The following is a 26,579-nucleotide window of genomic DNA, read 5'->3' on the forward strand; positions in this document are numbered from 1 at the left end:
TTCTAATTAGTTCTTATTAATAATTTTAATATAATAGTTAAAAACTAATTATCCTTTGTTACTCATTGCAGAAAGCATACCACCATAAACACTGTTTAAAGAAGCAATGTTTGCAGTCATAGACGCCATTTGCTCTTTTAATTTAGATGCGTTATCAGCGATTTCTTTATTAGCTTCAGCATTTCTTGCTGCACTTTCTAATTGTACTTTGTATAAACTGTTTAATGATTCCATTTGAGCAGCAGCAACAGATAATTCTTCAGAATATTTCTTTTGACCTGCAATAGAGTCTACCGTTGGAGAGATTGCTTTAGCAGCTCCTTCGAAGTTTTTGATGCTGTTTCCTAAGCTTGCCATTAACTCACCGTCAACTTTAGCTTCTTTTAACATTGCATCTAATTTTTGAGATAATAATCCCTGGGCATCAGTTGATTCAGGTTTATCCGCTTTTTTTCTAGCTTGTCCGTTAGCTAATTCTGGGTAAACAAGAGTCCAATCTAACTCGTCTTCAACTGGTTCAAAAGCAGATAACGCGAAGATTAACGCCTCAGTTAATAAACCTACTGAAAGCATAACTGTTCCTGTTAATGGTCCAATTTCAAAGTGAGTAATTTTGAATAATGCTCCAACGATTACTACTGCCGCTCCCATACCATAAGCGAAATTCATTGCTTTTTTACTTAATAATGCCATAATAATTTTTTTTTAGGTTTTAATTTTAAAATAGATTCGATTTGGTTATTGTATTGATTGAATTATAAATTACTATTTCTTTTTACCAGTTCCGTTTCCGGTTACTTGAGTTCCCATGTAATCTTGTACAGTTCTGAAACCGATATAACTTCTTGCAGAATCAGCATATTCGTGGTCACGAGTACTTACTTGTAGGAAGTAAGCCACGTCTTTCCAAGAACCTCCACGAACCACTTTTCTTTGATTCTTTCCGTCAATTACGTTAGGGTTCATTGTAGAAACATACTCGTATGCGTTTGGATTATAAGCTGAATCTGTCCACTCTGAAACGTTTCCTGCCATGTTATATAATCCGTATCCGTTTTGCTCGTAAGATTTTGCTTCAACAGTATATAAAGCTTCATCGGCAGCATAATCTCCTCTGTTAGGCTTGAAGTTTGCCATGAAACATCCTCTGTCACTCTTCGTGTAAGGACCACCCCAAGGATAAGTTCCAGACTCCAGACCACCTCTTGCAGCATACTCCCATTCTGCTTCTGTTGGAAGTCTGAATGCGTTAACCAGGTCACGCCCTTTTTTCTTAGATTTAATGTAGCTGTTTTTGTTTAAAGTTCTCCAGGCACAGAATGCTTTAGCTTGTTTCCAAGTTACACCTACTACTGGATAATCTCCATAAGCTTTATGCCAGAAATAATCATTATGCATTGGCTCATTATATGAATATGCGAAATCTTTAATCCAAACTGTAGTATCAGGGTAAACACTAACTTGCTCAGTTTTAACGAAGTCTTTTCTTTTTCCAACTTTAGCTTTTGCAGCAGCCTGAATATCCATCCAAGAATAACGGAATTTCAATTTATTTACGTCAATTGTTCTTAAACCATTGTATGATTCTTCAATTGGTAAATACATAGAATCCATTACTTCAGCATAATACTCATCTGGATAAGCTTTAGTATCTCTAATTAACTTAACTTTTTTGTTTAATTTTCTACCAGCATACGGATCATCTTTTGTTCCTACACTATAGTAGTTATCATACATATATTTATCGTAAGCTGTCATTTTATCCGGCTCAGAGTCATTAAATGCATAATCAGCGATACTTCCTCCTTTAGCACCTTTACCACCAGTACTTTTTTGACCTGTTTCATCAGCCAAAATAGCAAGACGTACTCTCATTGTAGAATCTTTTACCCATTCTACGAATTGACGGTACTCACTGTTAGTAATCTCAGTTTCGTCCATATAAAATGATCTAACTGTTACTGTTTTAGTAGGAGCATCTTCTACGTTAGCTAAATCAGCGTCTGATTTACCCATGATAAAAGATCCACCAGGAACTAATGTCATTCCATAAGGCTTCTCGGGATGCCATTTCCCTCCTGTAACACCAACTAATTCACCTTTGTCACCTGACTTACCACAGCCGATTACTAGTGTTAACATTGCTGCAAATGCAATAAACTTCTTCATATAAATTTGGGATTATCTATTCATTATTAAAAGTCCGTAAACGTATTTATTATTTATCTAAAAAACAATACTACTTGCGAAATTTATTTTACCGTTCAAAAATAATGTTAAATAAAATAAAAAAAAAATATTTCATCGACAAACTGATTAAAAAAATCGACGTAAAACGTTAAATTTTATAATATATAAACCTTATCTTACTAAATTTTTTAACAATATTTTGAAAAACTTGAAAAAATTAAGATTTTCATTAAAATTTTCTTCTACAAAGCGTTTTTTCTTTGTGCTTTCCACCATCTTTCTGGCAATTCTTGATTACAAGCGCTCAAATATTCTTCATAAGAACACGGTAATAACGTATTTCTTTTTAGTTTATTGCTGCCGTTTGTTTCAAATGGAATCTCGATCCACCAACGCTCTGTTTTATCACTTTTATAAAAAACCAGCTCCTCCTCTTCTAAAGGAACAATATATTTTAAATAATTTGTTCTGCTTCCAAATGGATATTCTTTTGAACGATAATGATATCCTTCAATAAAATACCAAACTATCTGAGCCACAATAGGTGCTTCTGCAGCTGTACTATTATGATTAAATACTCCAAACGAAGACACTTTATCACTAATCCCGGCATATCTTGCCAAAGAACAAATCTCTTTTCCATTGAAACCATTTGGTTCAAATGTAATAGTATTTCCTGAAGCTGAAGACTTTACCGAATTCAAATCGATACTAACTAAATCAGCATCTCTAAAAACAGGTTCTGCCAGCGCTATTTTGTTTGAGATTTCACCCAAACGGTAAGCATCAAAAAACAATTTTTCAATTAAATCAATTTCTTCCTGCGAATTATAGTACGTTTGGTATCCTACATTACAGTAATTGAAAAGATTATTAGGCTCATCAATTATGATTTTTGTTAAATATGAATTAGCCGAAACTGTTTCATCTTCTTTACCAAAATCAAATCTGTTATCTACAGCAACCATATTTACCATTTGCTCTAAATCATCATATGCGCGATATAAAGCGTATGTTAAATCCTGCGAACCTCCCAGGACTATAGGAATGACTTTATTTTTAATTAATGCAGAAGTTACCTTTTTAACTGCAAAATAAGTATCCTCTACAGAATCCCCGGCAAGGATATCTCCTAAATCAGCAATTGAAGCATCCCAATTTCCGGGAAACATTCCATAAAGCTTTTTACGAACCGTAGTAAGATTAACTTCATTAACCATGTTAATATTGCGTCGGTCTTCTAAAACACCTACAATTGCAATGTTAATTTTACTAATATCCGGAAATTGATCCTGAGTATGCAGAACAATTTTACTTCCCAGTTCTTGTGAAGACAATGAACTAATGAATTTTAAAATTCCATCATTTAAAGGCTCTAGAAAATCAAATTCCATTCTTTATTTCTTTTTTGCTGCTGTTTTTTTTGCTGGTGCTTTTTTTGCTGCTGTTGTTTTCTTAGCAGCGGTTTTTTTAGCCGGTGCTTTTTTCTCGATCATTTCCTGAACTTCGGCCAATGTTAACTTTGTAGCATCAACATCTTTGCTTAGCTCAATTTTGATTTTACCTTTAGTAATAACCGAGCGTCCCCAGCGTGCTTTTTCAACCAAAATCCCTTCGTCTTCCCAATTGTGAAGAACTTTATCTATGTTTTTTTGTAATTTATCTTCAATTAATTCCTCAACATCAGCCTGAGATAAATTATCAAAATTGTATTTTTTACTCACATTTACAAACAGACCATTCCATTTAATGAAAGGACCAAAACGTCCCACACCTTTTTGAACAGCTTCTCCTTTGTAAACCGCAATTGGAGCATCTGCAACAGCTTTTTCATCAATTAATTCCTGTGCTCTTTCTTTAGTAACACTTAAAGGATCTTCTCCTCTAGGTAATGAAATAAACACGCTTCCATGACGAACATATGGGCCGTAACGACCGTTGCTTACTTCAACTTCTTCTCCTTTATAATCTCCTAAAGTTTTAGGAAGCAAGAATAAATTCAAAGCTTCTTCAAGCGTTATATTTCCAATATTTTGATCCGCCATTAAACTGGCAAACTTTTTATCCTCGTCGTCTGCTTCTCCAATTTGAGCCATTGGTCCAAATTTTCCTAAACGAACAGAAACCTGTCTTCCGTCAGCATCTTTACCTAAAATTCTTTCACCGCTTTCACGCTCAGCATTTGCCTCAACCTCTTTTACATTTGGGTGAAATTTATTGTAAAAATCCTGCATCATAATTGCCCAGTCAATATTTCCTTCGGCAATTTCATCAAAATCCTGTTCTACTTTTGCAGTAAAATTATAATCTAGAATATTTCCAAAGTTCTTAACTAAGAAATCTGTTACGATAGTTCCAATATCTGTTGGAACTAATTTTCCTTTATCAGAACCTGTATTTTCTTTTAAAACCTTCTCTCCTACTTTACTGTTTTGCAAAGTAAGCTGTGTATATTTACGTTCCTGACCTTCAAGTGTCCCTTTTTCAACATAATTTCTGTTGATAATAGTAGAAATTGTTGGTGCATAAGTAGACGGACGTCCAATTCCAAGTTCCTCTAGTTTTTTTACCAAAGATGCCTCAGTATATCTTGAAGGCGGTCTTGAATATCGTTCTGTAGCTGTAATATAATTGTTAGCTAGTTTTTCATTTACTTTTAATGCCGGAAGCATTCCTTCTTGTTCTTCTTCGTCATCATCGTGACCTTCTAAGTAAACTTTTAAGAAACCTTCAAAAAGTAAAACTTCTCCCGAAGCTGCAAAAATTTCGCTGTGATTATCAGCTTCAATTTTCACGTTTGTTCTTTCTAATTGTGCATCGCTCATTTGCGAAGCCAATGTTCTTTTCCAAATCAAATCATACAAACGAGCCTGATCACGATCAATATTTACTGTGTGACGTGACATATCAGTTGGACGAATTGCTTCGTGCGCTTCTTGTGCTCCTTTACTTTTTGTTGCAAAAGTTCTCGGTTTTGAAAACTCTTTTCCGTATGATTTTATGATTTCAGCTTCAGCCGCGTCCATTGCATCTTTTGAAAGATTTACCGAATCAGTTCTCATATAAGTAATAAGTCCCGCTTCGTACAAACGCTGTGCTAACTGCATTGTGATTCCAACTGGCAAATACAATTTTCTTGCTGCTTCCTGTTGAAGCGTAGAAGTCGTAAAAGGTGCTGTTGGTGATTTTTTGGTAGGTTTAGTTTCTAAATCGGCTACCTTATATTTTGAACCGATGTTTTGATTTAAGAAATCTTCGGCTTCTTTTTTAGTATTGAAATTTTTTGGAAGTTTTGCTTTGAAAGCTTTTCCGGCCTCGTTTACAAATTCGGCAACAATTGAATACGTTGCAACAGCATTGAAACTTTGGATTTCGCGTTCTCTCTCCACAATCAAACGTACAGAAACAGATTGTACACGACCAGCAGAAAGTCCGCCTTTGATTTTTCTCCATAAAACAGGAGATAATTCGTAACCTACTAAACGATCCAGAACACGACGTGCCTGTTGTGCGTTTACTAAATTATAATCAATTTCCCTTGGATTATCGATTGCTTTAAGAATCGCAGATTTAGTAATTTCATGAAAAACAATTCGCTTTGTTTTTTTTGTATCCAGTTTCAGTTCTTCCGCCAAGTGCCATGAAATAGCTTCTCCTTCGCGGTCCTCATCACTTGCCAACCAAACCATTTCGGCATTTTTAGATAGTGTCTTAAGTTTACTTACCAAGGCTTTTTTATCCGGAGAAACTTCATATTTAGGTTTAAAACCATTCTCTACATCTACCCCTATTTCCTTTGATGGTAAGTCGGCTATGTGACCATAACTTGACTCCACCTGAAAATCGCTCCCAAGAAATTTCTCGATCGTTTTCGCCTTTGCAGGTGATTCCACTATTACTAAATTCTTTGCCATTGCTCTTATTTTCTGCAACAAAAGTATTTATTTTTTTTAAATATTAACCTTGCGATTGAATTTTTGAGGTATTTTGATATTATGAAACTTAAAATTGCAGATTTATCTGTAATATTCTGTAATATATATATAGGTATAACTTTTATAGGATTATGACCGTCAAATTCTTTTATTTTAGATTGTTGATTTTAGATTTTAGCTTTCTCATGAATCTTAATTCATTTCTATTAATATAAAATCTAAGCGCTAAAACTAAAAATTTAACCGCAAAGTTCGAAAAGATTTAATGTAAGCTGAAAATTCAGTGCTATTTAAATATTTTAGATTGTAGAATGTAGATTTTAGATTACTCCATAAATCGATTTTCTTTATATCAATCTAAAATCTCCTTCCTAAATCTAAATTTTAACCGCAAAGTTCACAAAGTTTTTACGCAAAGTTCGCAAGTTTTTTTTCTGAGCTGAAAATTCAGTACAAAGTCCGCAAAGCTTTGAGAATCATTTTAATCTTTTTAATCTGTGGCTATTTAAATATTTTAGATTACTGATTTTAGATTTAAGATTTCTCACAAATCGATTTTCTTTCTCTGAATCTGCAATCTAAAATCTAAAATCTAAAATTTCTCCTCTGCCATCTTGTCATATTGACTGTATTTACGCTATCTTTGCACTTTGAAATTTTACAATGGAAAAGATTATTGAAGAAAGTAAACAAGGCGAAAGTCTTGTTTTAGAAAATAAACCTGAGAATACTAAAAAACTATTTATAGAAAGTTACGGTTGTGCGATGAATTTTTCGGACAGTGAAGTCGTAGCTTCCATTTTATCTGAAGGCGGATATAATACAACTTCGGTTTTAGAAGAAGCTGATTTGGTTTTGGTTAACACGTGCTCAATTCGTGATAAAGCAGAACAAACTATTCGTAAGCGTCTTGAAAAATACAATGCGGTAAAACGCACGAACCCGAAAATGAAAGTGGGCGTTTTGGGCTGTATGGCAGAGCGTTTGAAAAGTCAGTTTTTAGAAGAAGAAAAAATAGTGGATCTTGTTGTTGGCCCTGATGCTTACAAAGATCTTCCAAATTTATTAGCAGAAGTTGAAGAAGGCCGCGACGCTATCAATGTAATTTTATCAAAAGAAGAAACTTACGGAGATATTTCGCCGGTTCGTTTGATGAGTAACGGAATTACTGCTTTGGTTTCAATCACTCGTGGCTGCGATAACATGTGTACGTTTTGCGTTGTGCCTTTTACACGTGGACGTGAGCGTAGTCGTGAACCTCAAAGTATTATGACCGAAATTCAGGATTTATGGAATAAAGGTTTTAAGGAAATTACACTTTTAGGTCAAAATGTTGACAGTTACCTTTGGTACGGCGGCGGTTTGAAAAAGGATTTCGTAAATGCTTCAGATATGCAAAAAGCAACTGCAGTTGATTTTGATCAATTACTCGAAATGGTTGCTGTTGGATTCCCTAAAATGCGTATCAGATTTTCGACTTCAAATCCGCAGGATATGCACGAAAGCATTTTGCATGTTATTGCAAAATATCCAAATATTTGTAAACACATTCACTTACCTGTTCAATCTGGAAGTAACCGAATTTTAAAAGAAATGAATCGTTTGCACTCTCGTGAAGAATATATGGCTTTGATTGATAAAATCAGAGCGATTGTTCCAGATGCTTCGATTTCGCAGGATATGATTGCCGGTTTCCCAACCGAAACGGAGCAAGATCACCAAGATACGATGAGTTTGATGGAATATGTGAAATATAATTTCGGTTATATGTATTCGTATTCTGAACGCCCGGGAACTTTGGCCGGAAGAAAAATGAAAGATGATGTAGAAGAAGAAACAAAAGCCAGAAGACTTCAGGAAATTGTTGACTTACAGCAAAAACACGCTTGGTTTAGAAGTGAGGAATTTGTTGGAAAAACAGTTGAAGTTTTAGTAGAAAAAGTTTCTAAAAAATCAAAAGACGAATTCTCCGGAAGAAACTCTCAAAGTATTACGGTTGTTTTCCCGAAAGAAAATTATAAAATTGGTGATTTCGTAAACGTAAAAATCACAAGCTGTACTTCAGGAACTTTAAAAGGTGAAGCTGTTGGCTTGAGTGAAATGAATTAAATTAGTTTGCCACGAATTACACAAATTTGCACGAATTTTCTTTCTTTTATTTTATGATTCAATAAATTTGCTTAAAAAGTAAATTATGGAATTATATAGAAAAGAAGAATATTTTAAAATTGTTGGCATTTGTATGGAAATTCATAGAATCCTTGGTGGAGGACTTCTTGAAATTGTTTATAAAGATGCTTTAGAATATGAATTTAAAAAGCACAATATTCCTTTCGAACGAGAAAAGGAGTATGATATTCAATATAAAGACATTGTTTTAGCACATAAATTCTATGCTGATTTTGTTGTGTATGATGAAATTATTCTAGAAGTTAAAGCATCAAAAGATATAATTGATGAATATACAGCGCAAACAATTAATTATTTAAAACTGGCAGATAGTGATTTAGGAATTATTGTTAACTTTAATAAAAAGTCATTACAGCATAAAAGAGTTATTTATTAACCCGATTTCAAAAAATTTGTGAAAATTCGTGAAATTCGTGGCAAAAGAAAAAATTATAAGCCGGAGTTTAAACGTTAAAGGCAAAAGGGTAAAACCTGGAACCTGAAACAAATAAAAACTTGAAACAAAATATACATGGAAACAGTTCAAGCAATAAAACAACGATTTGAGATTATTGGTAATGATCCAAAATTAAATCGTGCCATAGAAAAAGCCATTCAGGTTGCTCCAACTGATATTTCGGTTATGGTAACTGGGGAAAGTGGTGTTGGTAAAGAAAACATTCCCAGAATTATACATTCGCTTTCACACAGAAAGCATGGTAAATATATTGCTGTAAACTGCGGAGCGATTCCGGAAGGAACTATTGACAGTGAACTTTTCGGACACGAAAAAGGTGCTTTTACAGGCGCTACAAGTACACGTGAAGGTTATTTTGAAGTGGCCGACGGCGGAACCATCTTTCTTGATGAAGTGGGTGAATTGCCATTAACAACTCAGGTTAGATTACTGCGTGTTCTTGAAAATGGTGAATTTATAAAAGTAGGTTCGTCTCAGGTTCAAAAAACTAATGTTCGTATTGTAGCGGCAACAAACGTAAACTTGTTTAATGCAATCGAAAAAGGAAAATTCCGTGAGGATTTGTATTATCGTTTAACAACAGTCGAAATTACATTACCGCCTTTGCGCGAGCGAAATGACGATATTCATTTATTGTTCAGAAAATTTGTGGCCGATTTTGCGCATAAATACAAAATGCCTCCTTTAAAATTAGATGATGATGCGGTAAGTGTCCTTCAAAAATTTAGATGGAACGGAAACATTCGTCAGCTTCGAAATGTGGCTGAACAAATTTCGGTTTTAGAAACCAATCGTGATATTTCGGCTTCAACTTTATCTTCTTACCTTCCGTCAGAAGGAAGCAATCTGCCATCTGTAATAAACGACACGAAAAAAGACAGCGATTTTAGTACCGAAAGAGATATTCTGTACAAAGTGCTTTTTGATATGAGAAGCGACTTAAACGATCTGAAAAAGCTGACTTTGGAATTGATGAAAAACGGTACTTCGAAAATGCAGGATATTAATCCTAATTTGATTCAGAAGATATACGGATCGCAGGAAAATGACAGCGAAATTGATTTTGAAGAAGAACCAAGAACAGCGGTTATGACACCAACCGTTCGTGAAGAAAATTACCACCAGCAGATTCCGGATGATAATTATTTATTTGCCGAGACTATTGAAGAGGAAGAAATTCTGCGTTTAGAGCAAAAAGAAATCGAAATGATCAAAAAATCATTAGAAAAAAACAAAGGAAAACGAAAAGCGGCTGCAGATGAATTAGGGATTTCTGAAAGAACTTTGTACCGAAAAATTAAACAATTCGACTTGTAATTTCTTGTAAAGAAGTTAAAACTCAAAAATGTTTTAAACGAATTGAATATCTTTGGCCTAAACGCCAGCAAACTGGCGAAGTAATCTATAAAATAAAATGAAACACTTAAAATATCTTCTAATTCTTTTAATTGCAACAACTTTTAGCGGTTGTGGGTTTTACAATTTTACTGGTTCAACAGGGCAAATTGATGCTAAAACTTTTCAGGTTAACTTTTTCCATAATAATGCTGATTTGATTGAACCGGGAATTGATAGAGATTTTACGCTGACATTACAGGATTTAATTCAAAATCAAACCAATTTAAACTTGGTTAGCAATGGCGGGGATTTGACATATGAAGGAGAAATTGTAGATTACAGAATTACGCCAATGACAGCAACCGCTGATCAGCAAGCAGCACAAAACCGTTTAACAATACGTATTAATGTAAGGTTTACCAATAAAAAGAAAGAAACTGACGATTTTGAGAAACCTTTTGAATTTTACTATGATTTTGAAGGAAGAGATCTTCCAACAGGATCTACTTTAAATACAGCCATTAAAACGATTTACGAAAGAATCACACAGGATATCTTTAATGAATCTCTGGCAAAATGGTAAAAATGTTTATTTGTTGAATTGGTTAATCGATTTTAAAGCAATTAAACAAATAAACGGTTAAACGAATAAACACAAAAAAACGATTAAACAATAAAAAATGAACGTTACTGATTATACATACTTAATGAATAAACCTGATGCTATTACAGAAAATCAGGCAGAAGCATTAGGAAGTGTTTTGAATGAATTTCCATATTTTCAAAGTGCCAGAGCGCTTCGATTAAAAGGACTTTACAAACAAAACAGTTTTAAGTATAATTATGCATTAAAAGTAACGGCGGCGCATACGGCAGATCGTTCGGTATTGTTTGATTTTATAACTTCTGAAACTTTTACTTCTATTCAGAATGATTTTTACGATCAAAAACTAAAAGAACTTTTAGAGATAAAAGTTTTTGACAGCGAAGTAGTTACTTTTGAACCTGTTGTAAAAATCCCAGAAATCCGAATTGACCCAATTGAACAATCTATTCTAAAATCGATTAAGGAAGCTACAACTGTTGTTTTTGAAGAGCCTTCTAAAATTGAACAAAAAACAGCTGAAGTAATTATTGAAGAATCATCTTTAGTACAAACAGAAGAAATTGAATCCAATACTTTTGAAGAACCTGTAAAAATTCAGGAACAAACAATTGAACAGATTTCAGAGCCATCAATTATAATTCCAACAGAAGAAGAAATACTCAGCACTTTTAAAGAGGTAACTGATGAAGAAACTACTGAAGATTTAGTTACCGAGAAACCAATTGCTATTATTAATGAAGAAGAAATATTCAACTCTTTTAAAGAAGTAACTGAAGTTGAAGAAAAAACAATTGAGCCGGAACTTATAGAAGAACCAATCTCAACATTTGAAGAAGAAAAAGCTGAAAGTTCTTTTAATGAACCAGCTGAAATTGAAAATATAACTATTGAAGCAATTGTTAATGAATCTGTACTTACTCCAACTGAGGAAGAAATATTGGATACTTTTAAAGAAGTAACAGAAACAGAGGAAGAAACTATTGAAGTTGAAACAGAACAAACTATTTTAACTCCAAGCGAAGAAGAAATACTAAATACATTTAAGGAAGTACCAGAAGTTGAAGAAAAAACAGCTGATATTATTATCGAAAAACCTGTTACAAAAATAACTTTCTTTGATGAAGTAGTAGAAGACGATGAAATTGAGGAAGTTCATGTTGATCCAATCGAAGAATCTATAATAGTTTCTATTAAAGAAGCATCAACTGTAACTTTTGAAGAACCTATAATTGCTGAAGAACCAAAAGCCGAAACAGAATTATTAGAATTTGAAATCCCTAAAATTGAAGTTCCCGAATCTGTAAAAGAAGCAGAGGAGAATTTAGAAATAGGCAAACCAATAGATTTTGTACGTGAAAAACATTCTTTTCAGGAATGGCTGCAATTAGCTAAAGCAGAACCTATTGACAGAAGTTCAGATGCTCCAAAAGATGCAGAAACCGATGAAAAAAAAACAACTGAAGTGACTGAAATAGTTTCTGTTGAGGAAGAAAAGAAGAAAAAAGCAGAAATAATTGACCGTTTTATTGAAACAAACCCAAAAATTTCTCCAATAAAACCAACAATGTCTACTCCTCCTATTTCTTTTAATATTAATGAAGAGGAGAATTCATACCTAATGACAGAGACTTTAGCCCGTGTTTATTTGGAACAAAAAAAATATACAAAGGCCATACAAGCATATGAAATATTAATTTTGAAATATCCAGAAAAAATTAGTTTCTTTGCAGACCGCATTTCGGATATAAAGATTTTACAACAAAATAACAATAACATTTAATACAATGAGCACATTTTCAATTTTCTTAGTTTTAATCACAATAGTTTGCTTTCTATTGATCGTAGTAATTATGGTACAAAACCCTAAAGGTGGAGGATTATCTTCAACTATCAGCGGAACTCAAATGTTAGGCGGTGTACAAAAAACAACTGACTTTTTAGATAAAAGTACTTGGACACTAGCTACTATTTTGATTGCTTTAATCCTACTTTCAAGCTTAAGCTTCACTGGAGCTTTAGGTGATACAGGATCTAAAATTATTGATAAAACAGAAGCGCCTGCAACTACACCAGCTGCGCCAGCTCAACAAACTCCTGCTCCGGCAGCACCTGCAGCAAAATAATAATTTTGATATAAATTAAAATGCCAGCCTGTCAAAGCTGGCATTTTTTTTAGGAAATAATGTCAGTTTACAGAGCATGGCACAATTTCTGAAAGTTTATTGAACATTAAAAAACGTATAACTTAATATAATATAAAATCATGGCTTTAAACATTAAACCGCTTTCAGACCGCGTACTTATTGAACCTGTTGCAGCTGAGACTAAAACCGCTTCAGGTATTTTTATTCCAGATACTGCCAAAGAAAAACCACAAAAAGGTACTGTAGTAGCAGTTGGAAACGGATCTAAAGATCATACTATGACTGTAAAAGTTGGTGATACAGTTTTGTACGGTAAATATGCCGGAACAGAACTAAAATTAGAAGGAACTGATTATTTGATCATGCGTGAGGACGACATCTTAGCGATAATCTAAAAATAATATGTATCAAGTTATAAGTTTATAAGACTAAAACAACTTGAAACAAATCAAACTTTAAACAAAAATTTAAAAAATGGCAAAAGATATAAAATTTGATATTGAAGCACGTGACGGATTAAAACGTGGTGTTGATGCATTAGCAAATGCTGTAAAAGTAACGCTTGGACCAAAAGGTCGTAATGTAATTATTGGAAAATCATTTGGTGGACCAACTGTTACTAAAGATGGTGTTTCGGTTGCAAAAGAAATCGAATTAAAAGATCCATTAGAAAACATGGGCGCGCAAATGGTTAAAGAAGTTGCTTCTAAAACCAATGATTTAGCGGGTGACGGAACTACAACTGCTACAGTTTTAGCTCAGGCAATCGTAAAAGAAGGTCTTAAAAACGTTGCTGCAGGTGCAAATCCAATGGATTTGAAACGCGGTATCGACAAAGCAGTTGAAGCTATCGTTGCTGACCTAGCAAAACAAGCTAAAGTTGTTGGAAGCGATTCTGACAAAATCAAACAAATTGCTTCTATCTCTGCAAATAACGACGAAGTTATTGGTGAATTAATCGCTACAGCTTTTGCAAAAGTTGGAAAAGAAGGAGTTATTACTGTTGAAGAAGCAAAAGGAACGGATACTTTTGTTGATGTTGTTGAAGGAATGCAGTTTGACAGAGGATACCTTTCTCCTTATTTCGTAACAAACCCAGAGAAAATGGAAGTTGAATTAGACTCTCCATACATCTTATTATACGATAAAAAAGTATCTTCTTTAAAAGAACTTTTACCAGTTTTAGAGCCAGTTGCACAATCAGGAAAACCATTATTGATTATCGCTGAAGATGTTGACGGAGAAGCTCTTTCTACTTTAGTAGTAAACAAATTAAGAGGTGCTCTTAAAATTGCTGCTGTAAAAGCTCCTGGTTTTGGAGACAGAAGAAAAGCAATGTTAGAAGATATCGCAATCTTAACTGGTGGAACTGTAATTTCTGAAGAAAGAGGTTATACACTTGAAAATACAACTATCGAAATGTTAGGAAACGCAAAAAGAGTTTCTATCGATAAAGACAATACAACTATCGTAAGTGGTGCTGGTGAAGCAGATATCATCAAAAACCGTGTAAACCAAATTAAAGGTCAGATGGAAACTACAACATCTGATTATGATAAAGAAAAATTACAAGAGCGTTTGGCTAAATTAGCCGGAGGTGTTGCAGTTCTTTATGTAGGTGCAGCTTCTGAAGTTGAAATGAAAGAGAAAAAAGACAGAGTAGACGATGCATTACACGCAACTCGTGCTGCTGTTGAAGAAGGAATTGTTGCTGGTGGTGGTGTTGCTTTATTAAGAGCAAAAGCTGCATTAGCAGACCTTAAAGCGGATAACGCTGACGAAGCAACTGGAATCCAGATTGTTTCTCGTGCAGTTGAATCTCCATTAAGAACTATTGTTGAAAATGCAGGTCTTGAAGGATCTGTTGTTGTTGCTAAAGTTTCTGAAGGTTCAGGTGATTTTGGATACAACGCTAAAACTGACGAATATGTAGATATGCTTACAGCTGGAATTATCGATCCTAAAAAAGTAACTCGTGTGGCTCTTGAAAATGCTGCATCTGTTTCTGGAATGATCTTAACTACAGAATGTGCATTAATTGATATTAAAGAAGAAAGCGCTGGCGGAATGCCAATGGGCGGCGGTATGCCGGGAATGATGTAATCGTTCTTTTCTTAAAACTTAAAACGCCAGATGAATGTCTGGCGTTTTTTTTGTTTTTGTTTGCCACAAATTACACAAATTTTCACGAATGTTTGCGTAAAAGAGTTTGCCACAGATTAAAAGGATTTTCACAGATTATAATCTTTTTTAATCCTTTAATCTGTGGCTAAAAAAATAATTCGTGGAAATTTGTGACTCGAGCGATAGCGAACAGGCGAAGCAAATTCGTGGCAAACCTTTTTATTTTATGATTGTTTAACATTCTGTTTTTGCTCTTAAAGTCTGTTATAGGTAAATTTGTGAATTCAATAAAATTCAATAATGAAAAAGCATTTTACCTCACTTCTATCTTTAATTTTCCTTTTACTTTCTTTTGTTTTACAAGCCCAATCTAGTAAAGACGCTTATGTAGTTTTAGTCTCTATGGATGGATTTCGCTGGGATTATCAAAAACAATTTAATCTTCAAAATTTAAAGCAGATCGCAAAAGAAGGCGTTCATGCAAAATCAATGAAACCTTCTTATCCAAGTAAAACTTTCCCTAATCATTATTCGATTGTAACGGGACTTTATCCCGATCATCACGGAATTATTAATAATGTTTTTTATGATGCATCACTAAACGAATCGTTTTCATTGTCAAGCAAAGCAAAAAATGATTCTCGTTTTTATGGTGGAAATCCAATTTGGAATGTGGCTGAGCAGCAAGGTGTAAAAGCGGCGTCATTCTTTTGGCCGGGATCTGATATTGACAAAAGAAATCCAAGTTATTATAAAAATTACGATAATAAAATTCCGTATGGAGCAAGAATCGATACCGTTTTAAAATGGTTACAGCTCCCAGAGAAACAACGTCCGCATTTGGTAACTTTATACTTTGACGAACCAGATCATACAGGACATAATTTTGGTCCGCTTTCTCCTGAAAACAAAAAAATGGTTATCAAAATGGATTCTATTATGGGAGAATTGTCTAAAAAACTAGATCAATTAGCCATCGGAAAACAAATCAATTTAATTATTGTTTCAGATCACGGAATGGCCGATATCAGCAATGATAAAAAGGTAGCTGTTCTGGATTATCTAAAACCGGAATGGCTGGGTTACAAAGATGTAATTAATCCAATTATGAGCCTTCAGGCAAAATCGGGTTTTCAGGATTCGATTGCAAACGCTCTAAAAAAAGTTCCACATATCAAGTTTTGGAAATCAACAGAAGTTCCGAAGAGATTACATTATGGAACAAATCCGCGAGTTCACGATTTTGTTATTGAAGCAGATAAAGGATGGAGTTTAGTTGGTAAGGAAAGTACACACATAAATGGCGGTACACATGGTTATGATAATGACGAAAAAGATATGCATGCTATTTTTTATGCCAAAGGCCCAGCTTTTAAAGTAGACAAAATTGTCCCAACATTTCAAAATGTTTCTGTTTATCCTTTAATCGCCCATATTTTAGGCTTGCAGATTGGCGAAATTGACGGAAAATTCATTGAAGTAAAAAACATGCTGAAAAATTAATTATAATTAAAACAAAAAAGCCTCATAGAATTTCTATGAGGCTTTTTTGTTTATTTTCTTCCCCAGACAACAAAAGCTGCCAAAATAGCAAGAAAAATATTAATACCTATTTGAGAAGCTTCTCCTCTGCAGATATGAAAAATACCGGCACTAAACATAAGAACAATTATTCCAATAGCCGTTAACCATACAAGTCTGGATTTTTGAATAAATGACGGAACTATAATTCCTATTCCCGCTAATAAATCAATTATTCCCGTTCCTTTTACCAATGCAACATGAACCTCACCTGCCCAAGGCCACATCATAGATAATTCTTTTATTGAAAGAAATAATTTCATTGATGCTCCCCAAATAAAACATACAGATAAAATAATCTGTGATGTCCATAGCATAATAAGAACTGTTTTCGAATGTGGTTGTTTTTCCATTTGAGATAAATTATAAATTAAGATCTCAAAAATATTTATATTTACTTCCTTATTTACAGTACTTCCACTTTGGAAAGTGCTATCCAAAGTGAAAGTGGTATAATTATAAAATAAACTAAAATGCTAATTAAAGGCGGATGTCCAAAAACTGCACTTTCAATCAAAGATGCTTTAGAAGCATTGGAAGGAAGATGGAAATTGCTAATCCTGTTTTCTCTTTCGGCAGAAAATAAACGTTTCAACGAAATATCTAAAGCTGTTACCGGAATAACTGATAAAACCTTATCCAAAGAGCTGAAAAGCCTCGAAAGCAATCAACTGATAAAAAGGACAGTTTACGATACTTTCCCGCCAACTATTGAATACTCTATTACAGAGCATGGAAAATCTTTAGAAAATGTTCTAAACGAATTGCATTATTGGGGGCTTTTACACCGACAAAAAATGCTGGGCTAAAACCTTTTTTAAAAACCGGTTGAAACAGAAATTGGTTTCCATTGTTCCAATTCACTTTGAACACTTGCTATTTTTTGATTTGCCATATTGTAGGCATCCTCTCCTAAAAACAAATGTAACGGTGGGTTTTGGTCCTGACTTGCTTTAATTAATGCTTCTGCTAATTTTACAGGATCTCCAGGCTGATTTCCGTTGATATCGTCTTTGTGAGCGCTTTCAGATTCTCTAACGTTTTTGTATTCTGCAATTGGATTTTCCGGCAATAATAAAGAACTGTCTTTTAAGAAATCTGTTCTAAAATAGCCCGGATAAACGATAGTAGCGTGAACTCCAAAAGGCTTAATTTCTGCAGATAACGATTCTGTTAAACCAGCAACGGCAAATTTTGTAGAACAGTAAATTCCCCATCCCGGAAATTCTCCGTAATAACCACCAACAGAAGAAATATTAAAAATATGTCCAGATCTCGCAGCACGCATATACGGCATTGTATTTCTGATCACATTCAGTAATCCGAAAACATTTACTTCGTAATTTTTTCTTGATTCTGCATCAGTTAATTCTTCTAATGTTCCTAATAAACCATAACCTGCATTGTTTACTAAAACATCGATTGTTTTAAAATGGCTGACAGCTAATTCAATTGCATTTTTAACGCTTTTCTCATTAACTAAATCCATTTCCAGAGGAAGAAAATTTTCTGATGGATTTCCTAATACTTTCACTAAAGCTTCCTGACTTCTTGATGTTGCAGCAACTTTGAAACCTTCTGCTAATAATTTTTTAGCTAATTCTAATCCAAGTCCTTTTGAAGCACCTGTGATAAACCAAACTTTGTTATGTCCCATGATTTTAAATTTTTACGTTTTAATTACAGGACAAAGGTATAAGCGAAGTACTTCTGGAAAATTAAAGTAATCAAGCAAGAAGTTACAAAAATCAAACAATTTCGGTCAAACGATAGTTTTTAGGTGAAACCTGAACATTTTTTTTGAAGAAATTGATAAAATGAGACAATTCTTCGAACCCTAAACACCATGCAATTTCATTAATATTCCAATTGGTTTGTTTGAGCAGAATCATCGCTTCCTGAACAATTCTCTCTGAAATTATCTGCGATGTTGTTTTTCCGGTAGTTTCTTTTAATGCTTTATTCAAATGATTCACATGTACATTTAACTGACTTGCATATTCAGAAGGCGAGCGAAAATTAACTTGCTGCGTAATCGATTCAATCGGAAACTGGCGTTCTAATAATTCCAGAAACAAAGAAGAAATTCGAATCGTAGCATTTGATTTGCTATATAATGAAGTAGTTACAGTCTGCGTTTTAAGCGCAAGATGAATAATTTCGAAAACCAAATTTCGGAGCACATCATATTTAAATGCATAATCAGAATTGATTTCGTCAAACATTCTTAAATAAACCGTTTTTAAAGATTCGGCCAATTCCATAGAAATCGGAACAATCGGATTTCCGCCCGGTTGGAATAAAGGGTATTCTTTTAAATTTCCATATTGACTAAAAAAAGCGTCGGTAAAAATGCAGAAAAATCCGGTTTGATTTTCATCAACCTGTTCCCAATTATACGGAATTTGCGGATTGGCAAAAAACAAAGCCTGATCTTCTATAACCGAAATCTTATCGGCATAATGCACTTTGTTTTTTCCGATGATTAAACTGATTTTATAAAAGTCTTTCCGAGTATAGGGAAATGGTTTACAGATACTTCCAACAAAATCATCCAATTTAAAAACATTAAAATGTCCGATTTCTTTTTTAAGATTCTCGGGCATTCCGTTTACTTTTATTGTGTAAAAATCTTCTAAGGTTTCTGTCAGTTTCATTTTGCAAAGTTACGAAAATCAAACAAATTAGATAATTTAATAATTAGAAAATGAGATAATGGTTTAACATAACGCATATTGGTAGAGGCGCACAGCAGTGCGTCTATGTTTCGTATATCAAATATTGTGGTTACGTTGTGTGAGACGCACTGCTGTGCGTCTCTACAGAAAATTGGAATGTTTGAATTGCCATCTTTCATAATTATTATATAACGAACCGAGTGTCACCCTGAGCGAAGTCGAACGGCGTTCCAATTAGCACGTGGGCTTCGACTTCGCTCAGCCTGACAATCTTTAGATAATTTTTGATAATTAGATAATGATTTACACAATGCATATCTGTAGAGGCGCACAACAGTGCGTCTACGTTTCGTATATCAAACATTGTGGTTACGTTGCGTGAGACGTACTGCAGTGCGTCTCTACAGAAAATTGGGACGTATAAATTAATTCACAATTAATAATTCACAATTCACCATTATTAAGACACTACTTTGTACGTAGGATCTTCAATTACATTGACATTAATAACGGCATCGGCATTTTTAAGTAATTGCCTGCAGTCTAGACTTAAATGTTGTAATTCTATGGTTTTATTTTCCTGATTGTATTTTTTGGTCAGATTATTCAAAGCTTCAATCGCCGACATATCAGAAACACGGCTTTCTTTAAAATCTATAATTACATGATTTGGATCATTTTGTGCATCAAATTTTTCTAAAAAAGCAGTTATAGAACCGAAGAATAACGGGCCGTAAATTTCATAATGTTTTACTCCGTTTTCATCGATAAAATGTCTGGCACGAATTCTTTTGGCACTTTCCCAGGCAAAAACCAAAGCCGAAATAATCACGCCAATTAAAACTGCCAAAGCCAGATTGTGCAATACAATTGTAATTAAAGCAACCAGAATTCCGACGAAAATATCATGTTTTGGCATTTTGTTGATAATCCTGAAACTTGCCCATTCAAAAGTCGTAATCGCCACCATCATCATAACGCCGACTAAAGCCGCCATTGGTAATTTTCCAATTACAGGCGCTCCAAAAAGTATGATTATTAAAATCGTCAAAGACGCAATAATCCCCGAAAGTCTTGCTCTTGAACCTGCACCAAGATTTACCAAAGTCTGTGCAATCATTGGGCAGCCTCCCATTCCGTAGAAAAAACCATTTAAAATATTCGAACTTCCTTGTGCAATACATTCACGATTACTGTTTCCGCGCGTTCCGGTAATTTCGTCAACTAAATTCAGCGTAAGCAAACCTTCGGTTAAACCAACGGCTGCTACAATAACAGAATACGGAAATATTATTTTTAAAGTTTCAAAAGAAACAGGAATATTCGGAATATGAAATGGAGGAAATCCGCCTTGAACCGATGCTATATCTTCAACCGTTTTGGTTTCAATATTAAATACAATTACCAAAGCAAAAACAATCATAATGGCAACCAAAGATGCCGGAACTGTTTTTGTGATTTTAGGAAAAACCAAAACAATCGCAACCGTAAGCGCAACCAAACCAAGCATAATATACAAAGGTGTTCCCTGAAGCCAGGAAACCTGCCCGTTAATTACAGTTTTAAATTGTTCTAACTGCGACATAAAAATAACAACCGCCAAACCGTTTACGAAACCAAACATTACGGGCTGAGGCACTAAACGAATAAATTTTCCGAGTTTAAAAAGCCCAATACAAATTTGCACGACACCGCCAAGTGCGACGGCTGCAAAAACATATTCGATTCCGTGAGATTTCATTAAAGCAATCAAAACGATTACTGTTGCTCCCGCTCCGCCCGAAATCATTCCGGGCCTTCCGCCAAAAACAGCTGTCACTAATCCGGCAATAAAAGCGGCGTATAAGCCAACCAAAGGTGGAAATCCGGCCAAAATAGCAAACGACAAAGATTCTGGAATCATTGTCATAGCGACTGTAAATCCAGCTAAAATTTCATTTTTATAATTGACCTTTTGGGTAAAATCGAAGAGTTGGAAAGCTTTTTTCATAAGGCACAAATGTAGAAAATAATGCCCAAATAGAATTAACCTTCTCTAACTGAAAAGTATTAAGAATAAACCAAACAGTTTATACTAACAAAACTGTTTTAAAAGAAAAACGAAAACCGAAAGTATAAAACTTATCATTTTATTTGTTTAATTTTTAGAATGAAATATTACGCAAAACTATCTATAAACTGATACATTTAGCTGCGTATTTCTACCTGTTTTGTTTAATAAAATGTTAATCTAAACGAATACAGGTATAACCGAGACAATTAACGTAATCGATAATATTATCGCAATGCAATTCTACGCCTTCTACACGCAGTATTTTGTCGCAGTCTTCAAGGTCAAAATTGATTTTATAATCCGGAAACTGAGTCTGGATAACGGCGGTTACATAGTTTTTGTCTGATTCTTTACAGACGTTTGTTTTAAAAATTTCAACAACCATAATTATTAATTTAATTTTTAAACTGTGGGATTAATTTCGTTGAAAAAGATATAAGATGTTCTAATTCTTGCGTAAAGCAATAATCGTAGGCAGCGACGGATTTAAATTCCGACTGATTCAGCTCATAAACGCCTTTTAAATTTGAGGTGTTTAAATTTAAGTAAAAGCTTTCAGTATTTGATTTTGTACTTAAGGAAATTCTACGGTTTTTAAATTCCATTTTAAATAAAAAATGCTGTGACAAAATAAAATCCATGTCTTTTTTAGTTTTGGAGGATAATTAAATTCGAAGTCAAAAATACTTTAGAGTTACCTATTATAATAGAATATTTATACTAACGGCGTATCATTTATACGAATGGCGTTTGTATAAAATAGTATTCACAAATAGCTATGAACTATAATATTACACTATTTTTGCCTTCATGAAAATCCTCAAAATTTACCAAAACTTCTTTCTCAGGAACCTCATCGTGCATACCTTCATACTTATGGTAATTTTTGCCTGTGTGTATGATGAACTTCGTTTAGCCGGTCATGATTTTTGTTATATGATCACTAAAATTGCAATAGGATATTTTCCTTGCATTCTCTGGATTACTGTTTTCAATCTTTTTATAATTAAACGATTATTATTCAAAAAAAAGGTCAAAATATTCTTTCTGCTGTTTTTAACGTATTGGACTTCTTTTTACTTTTTCATTAATTGGTTTTTCCCTTTAGTTGGTTTCGGAAATTTTAAAACACTGCAGATATTATCTCTTCTTATCAACGGAATGTTTTTCTATTTTATTCATGTTGTGATTACAAAAAAAATCATGGATGCTGATAAGGATATTATGAATTTCAAGTCTGAACTTTCGTTTTTAAAACAACAGCTCAATCCGCATTTTTTATTGAATGCCATGAATAATCTTTACGGAGAAGCATTATCTGAACCGGATAAAGTTCCAGACAGAATCCTGAATCTTTCAGATTTACTGCGTTATCAAATTGAAGCTACTAAAAAGGATTATGTTTTAGTTGCAGAAGAAATTGCTTTCGTTAAAAAATACATTGAATATTATTCTTTTAGAAATGATCGTTTGAATATTACCCAGAATTTTGAAGGTGATTTTGATGAAATTGAGATTCCGCCTTTATTCTTTTTACCTTTGGTAGAAAATGCGGTTAAATTTTCTGCCGAAACTCCAATGCCTTTTATTGAATTAGATTTAAAAGTAAAATCACGAAATTTGACTTTTACCATTAAGAACAATTATCTCGAATCTGGCTCGCGGCTTTCGGGAACCAGAATTGGAATTGAAAATTTAAAAAGACGATTGGAAGTTTACCGTTTAAGACATAATTTAAGCTGTGAAAAAGAGAAAAATATGTTTGTTGTAAAATTAAGTATATGGCACTTACCTACCGCTGTCTTATAGTCGACGACGAATCGCCGGCGCACAAAGCACTTGCCTCGCATATTTCAAAGTTTGACGAACTGGAACATTCCGGAAGTGCTTTTAGTGGCATGGAAGCTCTAAAACTACTTAATGCCAACCAATATGATATTATTTTTCTGGACATTAATATGCCTGTAATTTCGGGTGTCGAATTAATGGAACTTCAGCCTAACCGACCGCTCACAATTGTTACTACAGCTTATTCTGATTTTGCGCTTTCGGCTTATCAAAACGATGCGATCGATTATTTACTAAAACCTATTTCACCTGATAAATTTGCGAAAGCAATCGAAAAAGCTAAAACTTATTTTTCTGGTAACAGTCTGAAAAAAGAAAGTAATACCAGCGTAAAAAATCTTTCGTACCGCCTAAACGGACAAACGATCGATATGCCGCTTTGTGATATTATTTATATCGAAAGTCTTGGAAATTATATGAAACTTTACTGCACTAAACTTAATTTACCACATATTGTTTATGGTTCGCTCTCAAGCATTGCCTCAGAAATTGATAGTTCGAGTTTTGTTCAGGTGCATCGCTCTTTTATTGTAAACGTAAACAAAATTTCTGCTGTTACGTTTAAAAACCTTACTATGTCTAATGGTGAAGTTATTCCTGTTGGGAGAAAATACCAAATTTTAATAGATAATCTTTCTATTAGATAATTTGTCAATTTTGATAATTAGATAATTTTTGAAAAGCTCAACTTTTTAGGTTGGGCTTTTTTGTTTTAGGAAATCACGTAAAACTACCTGAAATTAGGTGGTTTTTTATTGATATAATTGTCTAGAAATAAATCTATTGAAATTATGGATTTCCGTAAAATCAAGTGTTTATATATTACGTTTTTTGATATCAATATTTTATTAAAAAAATAATTCAAAAAGATATGGCTATTTTAGATCACATTGTTTTAAATGAAAATGCTTATTTCTATAAAAAAGAAGATCCTTCCAAATTTATAACACATAAACATATTAATGAAATCTTCACAAAATGTTCTCAAGATAAATTAGGAAAAAAATATCTTTTAGATGAAAGAAAAAAAAGTAAGACTATTAGAAAAATAGATATCGAATATTCAATATGCATTTTTAAATTAGAATATTTACCTAATATTATCGATGAAGAAATTTCTCCTAAATGGCGAGAACAAAAACTTGCTTATTTATTAATTGCTGATTTTAAAGATTATGTATTCATTTCAAAAAGAAATATTTCAGGAATTGATAGATTATTATACGATGGTCTCACAGTAATTGATTATTCAATTTTAAATACTATTTTCATAGACTCAAATACTTCATTAGAAAAGTTTTCACTTAATAATACAAGTATTGTTCAGGATTCAATTAGAGGAAAAACTATAGAAGCTTTAGACTTAAAAAAATCATTTTCACCTTACGGAGCAGGAAGATATGTTTTAAACTCTTTAAGAGTTAATAATGAAGACGAAAAAACATCAATTGCTTTTAACACTTCTCGAATTACAAAGTTTGGAGAAAAAAAGTATATTGATGAGTTATTATTATGGGCAATGGAAGTTATAGAAAAAATAAAAAATCACAATCCTATAAGTTCCTTTCTAGATGTTTTTGCAACTGCGATAGATTATGAATCAACTAGAGATACATTAATACCAATTTCTCTATTATTCAATCTTCGAAAAATACATGAAGATATAGAATCAGGCAGATTACAGGGATGCGAATTATTAATACCAAATCTACCAGCGCGTCAAATTCCATTAAAAAAAATTTTAAAAGCACTTAAGAATGTTTTCGATATTGAAGCTGTTTATTATGGCCTAAATATTAATTTTCATCTAAAAAACAATTTTGTTCATGATCTTGTTTTAAATATTAATAAAAAATCAATAACCTTATCTTCTTTAAAAACGCAAAATCTTGTTTTGCAATTTCAAAACGGGAAAAAATCAAGTTTATTGAGCTATTTTAATTATTATAATGATTATATAATAAACTTTGAAGATTTAAGCTTAGTTTATACTAATAGAAAGCTTTTCAAGGACAGTAAACTAATTAATTATATTGATAATTTTATTGAAGCTTTTGATGAAAATAATTTACTAAATAATATTACAAGCGAAAAGGGGAATTTCAGCAACACCTCAACTCAGTTTACACCAGATTCGATATTTAATTTTATTGAAAATGAAATAACTAATACTTCTGATTACGCATTCTTAGATGATTTAGGAAATGAATGGGCCGATTATATTTCAATACAAGATCATTCTTTAAATTTTATTCATGCTAAATATGGAGATACACTTTTTTCCGCAAGTAGCTTTCATGAAATTGTTGGCCAGGCACTAAAAAATATTGGAAATATGATTCCATCTGATGAAGAATTAGACAAAAAATCAATTCTTTGGTCCCAAAATTTCAATATTGATCTTTCAAGAACAGCAATAAACAGATTAAGAAGTGGTTCTTCTATCACTCAAGGTATAATCGAATATAAAAAACTGCTCTTAAATCCAAATTTAAAAAGAGAGATATTTTTAATTGTGAATTTTATATCTAAAAATTCATTACAAGACCGTTTAACAAAATTAAAAAATGGTACTCCATTTCCAGAAAAAAATCAAGTCATTCAAATATTATGGTTGCTAAGCGGATTAATAAATAGTTGTCAAGAAAATGGGATTGGAGTTCATATAATTTGTAAACCTTAATAGTAACAAAAACTTTCTAAAAAAACCGATAGCGCGGATTTGCAATCCGTGCCCGCAACAATAAGACACAAGTAAAAAAGGCTATAAAGTAAAAAATTGTAGCTTTTTTTACTGTTTTTGAATCAAAAAATGTCTACTAAATACAAAGCTACTATTCCTGAAAATGCTTATTTTATAACCATAACAACCATAGGATGTGTTGATATTTTTACACGATTAAATCAAAATTATGTAATTGTCAATGCATTGCAATATTGCCAGCAAAGCAAAAATCGAGAAATATATGGTTATTGTATAATGTCAAGTCACATTCATATGCTTTGCAGGGCAGTTAATGGTACTGTTTTATCTGATATTATCCGACTTTAAAAAATTCACTTCGAAAAAAATTATCCAAACTATAATTGAAGAACCTGAAAGCCGGAGAGAATGACTTTTAAAACATTTTGAAAATGCCTGCGAACATCTTAAAAGAGCACAAAAATATAAGGTTTGGCAAGACGGTTATCATGCAGAAGTTGTAGAAAGCAATTGGTTTATTAAGCAAAAAGTAAATTATATTCATAATAATTCTGTCAATTCAAAAATTGTTACGCTTCCTGAGGATTATTTTTTAGTTCAGCCAGAAATTATGCGGGACTAAGTAATGATTTAGACGTAATTGTTTTAGACTTATTTTAATTCTCTTTGCGGGCACGGATTGCAAATCCGCGCTATCTTTGCCTACTATCTTTGTCTATCTTTGTACCAC

22 protein-coding genes and 1 pseudogene are annotated in these 26,579 nt (G+C 33.1%); 14 read left to right on the top strand and 9 right to left on the bottom strand.

Annotated features, from left to right (window positions below):
* Window positions 1-48: 48 nt before the first annotated feature.
* The 4 genes from gldL to topA all read right to left on the bottom strand — a co-directional run bounded on the left by gldL (window position 49) and on the right by topA (window position 6,104).
* Window positions 49-693, bottom strand: coding sequence for a gliding motility protein GldL (gldL, locus tag APR43_RS14325; protein WP_053470627.1), 645 nt, complete (start codon window positions 691-693; stop codon window positions 49-51).
* A gap of 72 nt (window positions 694-765) precedes the next feature.
* A complete protein-coding gene (gene gldK / locus APR43_RS14330; RefSeq protein WP_053470628.1) occupies window positions 766-2,169 on the bottom strand; it encodes a gliding motility lipoprotein GldK in 1,404 nt (467 codons plus the stop codon).
* 263 nt (window positions 2,170-2,432) lie between these two features.
* Complete coding sequence (locus APR43_RS14335) at window positions 2,433-3,584, bottom strand: formimidoylglutamase (protein WP_053470629.1); 1,152 nt, start codon at window positions 3,582-3,584, stop codon at window positions 2,433-2,435.
* 3 nt (window positions 3,585-3,587) lie between these two features.
* A complete protein-coding gene (topA, locus tag APR43_RS14340) occupies window positions 3,588-6,104 on the bottom strand; it encodes a type I DNA topoisomerase (protein ID WP_053470630.1) in 2,517 nt (838 codons plus the stop codon).
* Between the two features lie 684 nt (window positions 6,105-6,788).
* Here topA and miaB point away from each other — a divergent pair.
* From miaB to APR43_RS14385, 9 genes are all read left to right on the top strand, one after another.
* The gene (gene miaB, locus APR43_RS14345) at window positions 6,789-8,234 is read left to right on the top strand and encodes a tRNA (N6-isopentenyl adenosine(37)-C2)-methylthiotransferase MiaB (protein WP_053470631.1); all 1,446 of its coding nucleotides are present in this window, start codon (window positions 6,789-6,791) and stop codon (window positions 8,232-8,234) included.
* 85 nt (window positions 8,235-8,319) lie between these two features.
* Window positions 8,320-8,691, top strand: coding sequence for a GxxExxY protein (locus APR43_RS14350; RefSeq protein WP_053470632.1), 372 nt, complete (start codon window positions 8,320-8,322; stop codon window positions 8,689-8,691).
* Between the two features lie 135 nt (window positions 8,692-8,826).
* Window positions 8,827-10,089 (top strand): sigma-54 interaction domain-containing protein, encoded by a 1,263-nt coding sequence (locus APR43_RS14355; RefSeq protein ID WP_053470633.1) that lies wholly within the window; start codon window positions 8,827-8,829, stop codon window positions 10,087-10,089.
* A 97-nt stretch (window positions 10,090-10,186) separates the two neighbouring features.
* Window positions 10,187-10,693 carry an LptE family protein gene (locus APR43_RS14360; RefSeq protein ID WP_053470634.1) on the top strand — a complete coding sequence of 169 codons (507 nt, stop codon included), beginning with the start codon at window positions 10,187-10,189 and terminating at the stop codon, window positions 10,691-10,693.
* A gap of 97 nt (window positions 10,694-10,790) precedes the next feature.
* Window positions 10,791-12,497, top strand: coding sequence for a hypothetical protein (locus APR43_RS14365; protein WP_053470635.1), 1,707 nt, complete (start codon window positions 10,791-10,793; stop codon window positions 12,495-12,497).
* A gap of 4 nt (window positions 12,498-12,501) precedes the next feature.
* A complete protein-coding gene (secG, locus tag APR43_RS14370) occupies window positions 12,502-12,840 on the top strand; it encodes a preprotein translocase subunit SecG (protein ID WP_053470636.1) in 339 nt (112 codons plus the stop codon).
* Between the two features lie 140 nt (window positions 12,841-12,980).
* Window positions 12,981-13,256, top strand: coding sequence for a co-chaperone GroES (gene groES, locus APR43_RS14375; protein WP_012023920.1), 276 nt, complete (start codon window positions 12,981-12,983; stop codon window positions 13,254-13,256).
* A gap of 79 nt (window positions 13,257-13,335) precedes the next feature.
* Entirely contained in the window at window positions 13,336-14,964 is a 1,629-nt protein-coding gene (gene groL, locus APR43_RS14380; protein ID WP_053470637.1) for a chaperonin GroEL, read from the top strand.
* A 321-nt stretch (window positions 14,965-15,285) separates the two neighbouring features.
* Window positions 15,286-16,488 carry an ectonucleotide pyrophosphatase/phosphodiesterase gene (locus tag APR43_RS14385; protein WP_053470638.1) on the top strand — a complete coding sequence of 401 codons (1,203 nt, stop codon included), beginning with the start codon at window positions 15,286-15,288 and terminating at the stop codon, window positions 16,486-16,488.
* A gap of 50 nt (window positions 16,489-16,538) precedes the next feature.
* Here the strand turns inward: APR43_RS14385 and APR43_RS14390 are convergent, their stop codons facing one another.
* Window positions 16,539-16,919, bottom strand: a complete 381-nt coding sequence (locus APR43_RS14390; RefSeq protein ID WP_053470639.1) for a DoxX family protein — start codon at window positions 16,917-16,919, stop codon at window positions 16,539-16,541.
* A gap of 120 nt (window positions 16,920-17,039) precedes the next feature.
* Between APR43_RS14390 and APR43_RS14395 the strand changes: the two genes are divergently transcribed.
* Window positions 17,040-17,375 (top strand): winged helix-turn-helix transcriptional regulator, encoded by a 336-nt coding sequence (locus APR43_RS14395; RefSeq protein ID WP_053470640.1) that lies wholly within the window; start codon window positions 17,040-17,042, stop codon window positions 17,373-17,375.
* Between the two features lie 8 nt (window positions 17,376-17,383).
* Here APR43_RS14395 and APR43_RS14400 read toward each other — a convergent pair whose 3' ends face one another.
* The 4 genes from APR43_RS14400 to APR43_RS14415 all read right to left on the bottom strand — a co-directional run bounded on the left by APR43_RS14400 (window position 17,384) and on the right by APR43_RS14415 (window position 21,682).
* Entirely contained in the window at window positions 17,384-18,223 is an 840-nt protein-coding gene (locus APR43_RS14400; RefSeq protein WP_053470641.1) for an oxidoreductase, read from the bottom strand.
* 91 nt (window positions 18,224-18,314) lie between these two features.
* Complete coding sequence (locus APR43_RS14405) at window positions 18,315-19,223, bottom strand: helix-turn-helix domain-containing protein (RefSeq protein WP_053470642.1); 909 nt, start codon at window positions 19,221-19,223, stop codon at window positions 18,315-18,317.
* Window positions 19,224-19,704: 481 nt separating this feature from the next.
* The gene (locus APR43_RS14410; RefSeq protein WP_053472126.1) at window positions 19,705-21,234 is read right to left on the bottom strand and encodes a SulP family inorganic anion transporter; all 1,530 of its coding nucleotides are present in this window, start codon (window positions 21,232-21,234) and stop codon (window positions 19,705-19,707) included.
* A 235-nt stretch (window positions 21,235-21,469) separates the two neighbouring features.
* Window positions 21,470-21,682: a hypothetical protein gene (locus tag APR43_RS14415; protein WP_053472125.1), complete on the bottom strand. Its 213-nt coding sequence runs from the start codon at window positions 21,680-21,682 to the stop codon at window positions 21,470-21,472.
* Between the two features lie 491 nt (window positions 21,683-22,173).
* Between APR43_RS14415 and APR43_RS14425 the strand changes: the two genes are divergently transcribed.
* The 4 genes and pseudogenes from APR43_RS14425 to APR43_RS14440 all read left to right on the top strand — a co-directional run bounded on the left by APR43_RS14425 (window position 22,174) and on the right by APR43_RS14440 (window position 26,509).
* Entirely contained in the window at window positions 22,174-23,106 is a 933-nt protein-coding gene (locus tag APR43_RS14425) for a sensor histidine kinase (protein ID WP_235992098.1), read from the top strand.
* A complete protein-coding gene (locus tag APR43_RS14430; RefSeq protein WP_053472122.1) occupies window positions 23,079-23,792 on the top strand; it encodes a LytR/AlgR family response regulator transcription factor in 714 nt (237 codons plus the stop codon). The genes APR43_RS14425 and APR43_RS14430 overlap by 28 nt, the downstream gene beginning before the upstream one ends.
* 224 nt (window positions 23,793-24,016) lie before the next feature.
* Complete coding sequence (locus APR43_RS14435; protein ID WP_053472121.1) at window positions 24,017-25,828, top strand: hypothetical protein; 1,812 nt, start codon at window positions 24,017-24,019, stop codon at window positions 25,826-25,828.
* Window positions 25,829-25,957: 129 nt separating this feature from the next.
* A pseudogene (locus APR43_RS14440) lies at window positions 25,958-26,509 on the top strand (REP-associated tyrosine transposase).
* Window positions 26,510-26,579 lie beyond the last annotated feature (70 nt).

Source organism: Flavobacterium sp. NLM (genome assembly GCF_002210235.1).
Taxonomy (GTDB): domain Bacteria; phylum Bacteroidota; class Bacteroidia; order Flavobacteriales; family Flavobacteriaceae; genus Flavobacterium; species Flavobacterium panici.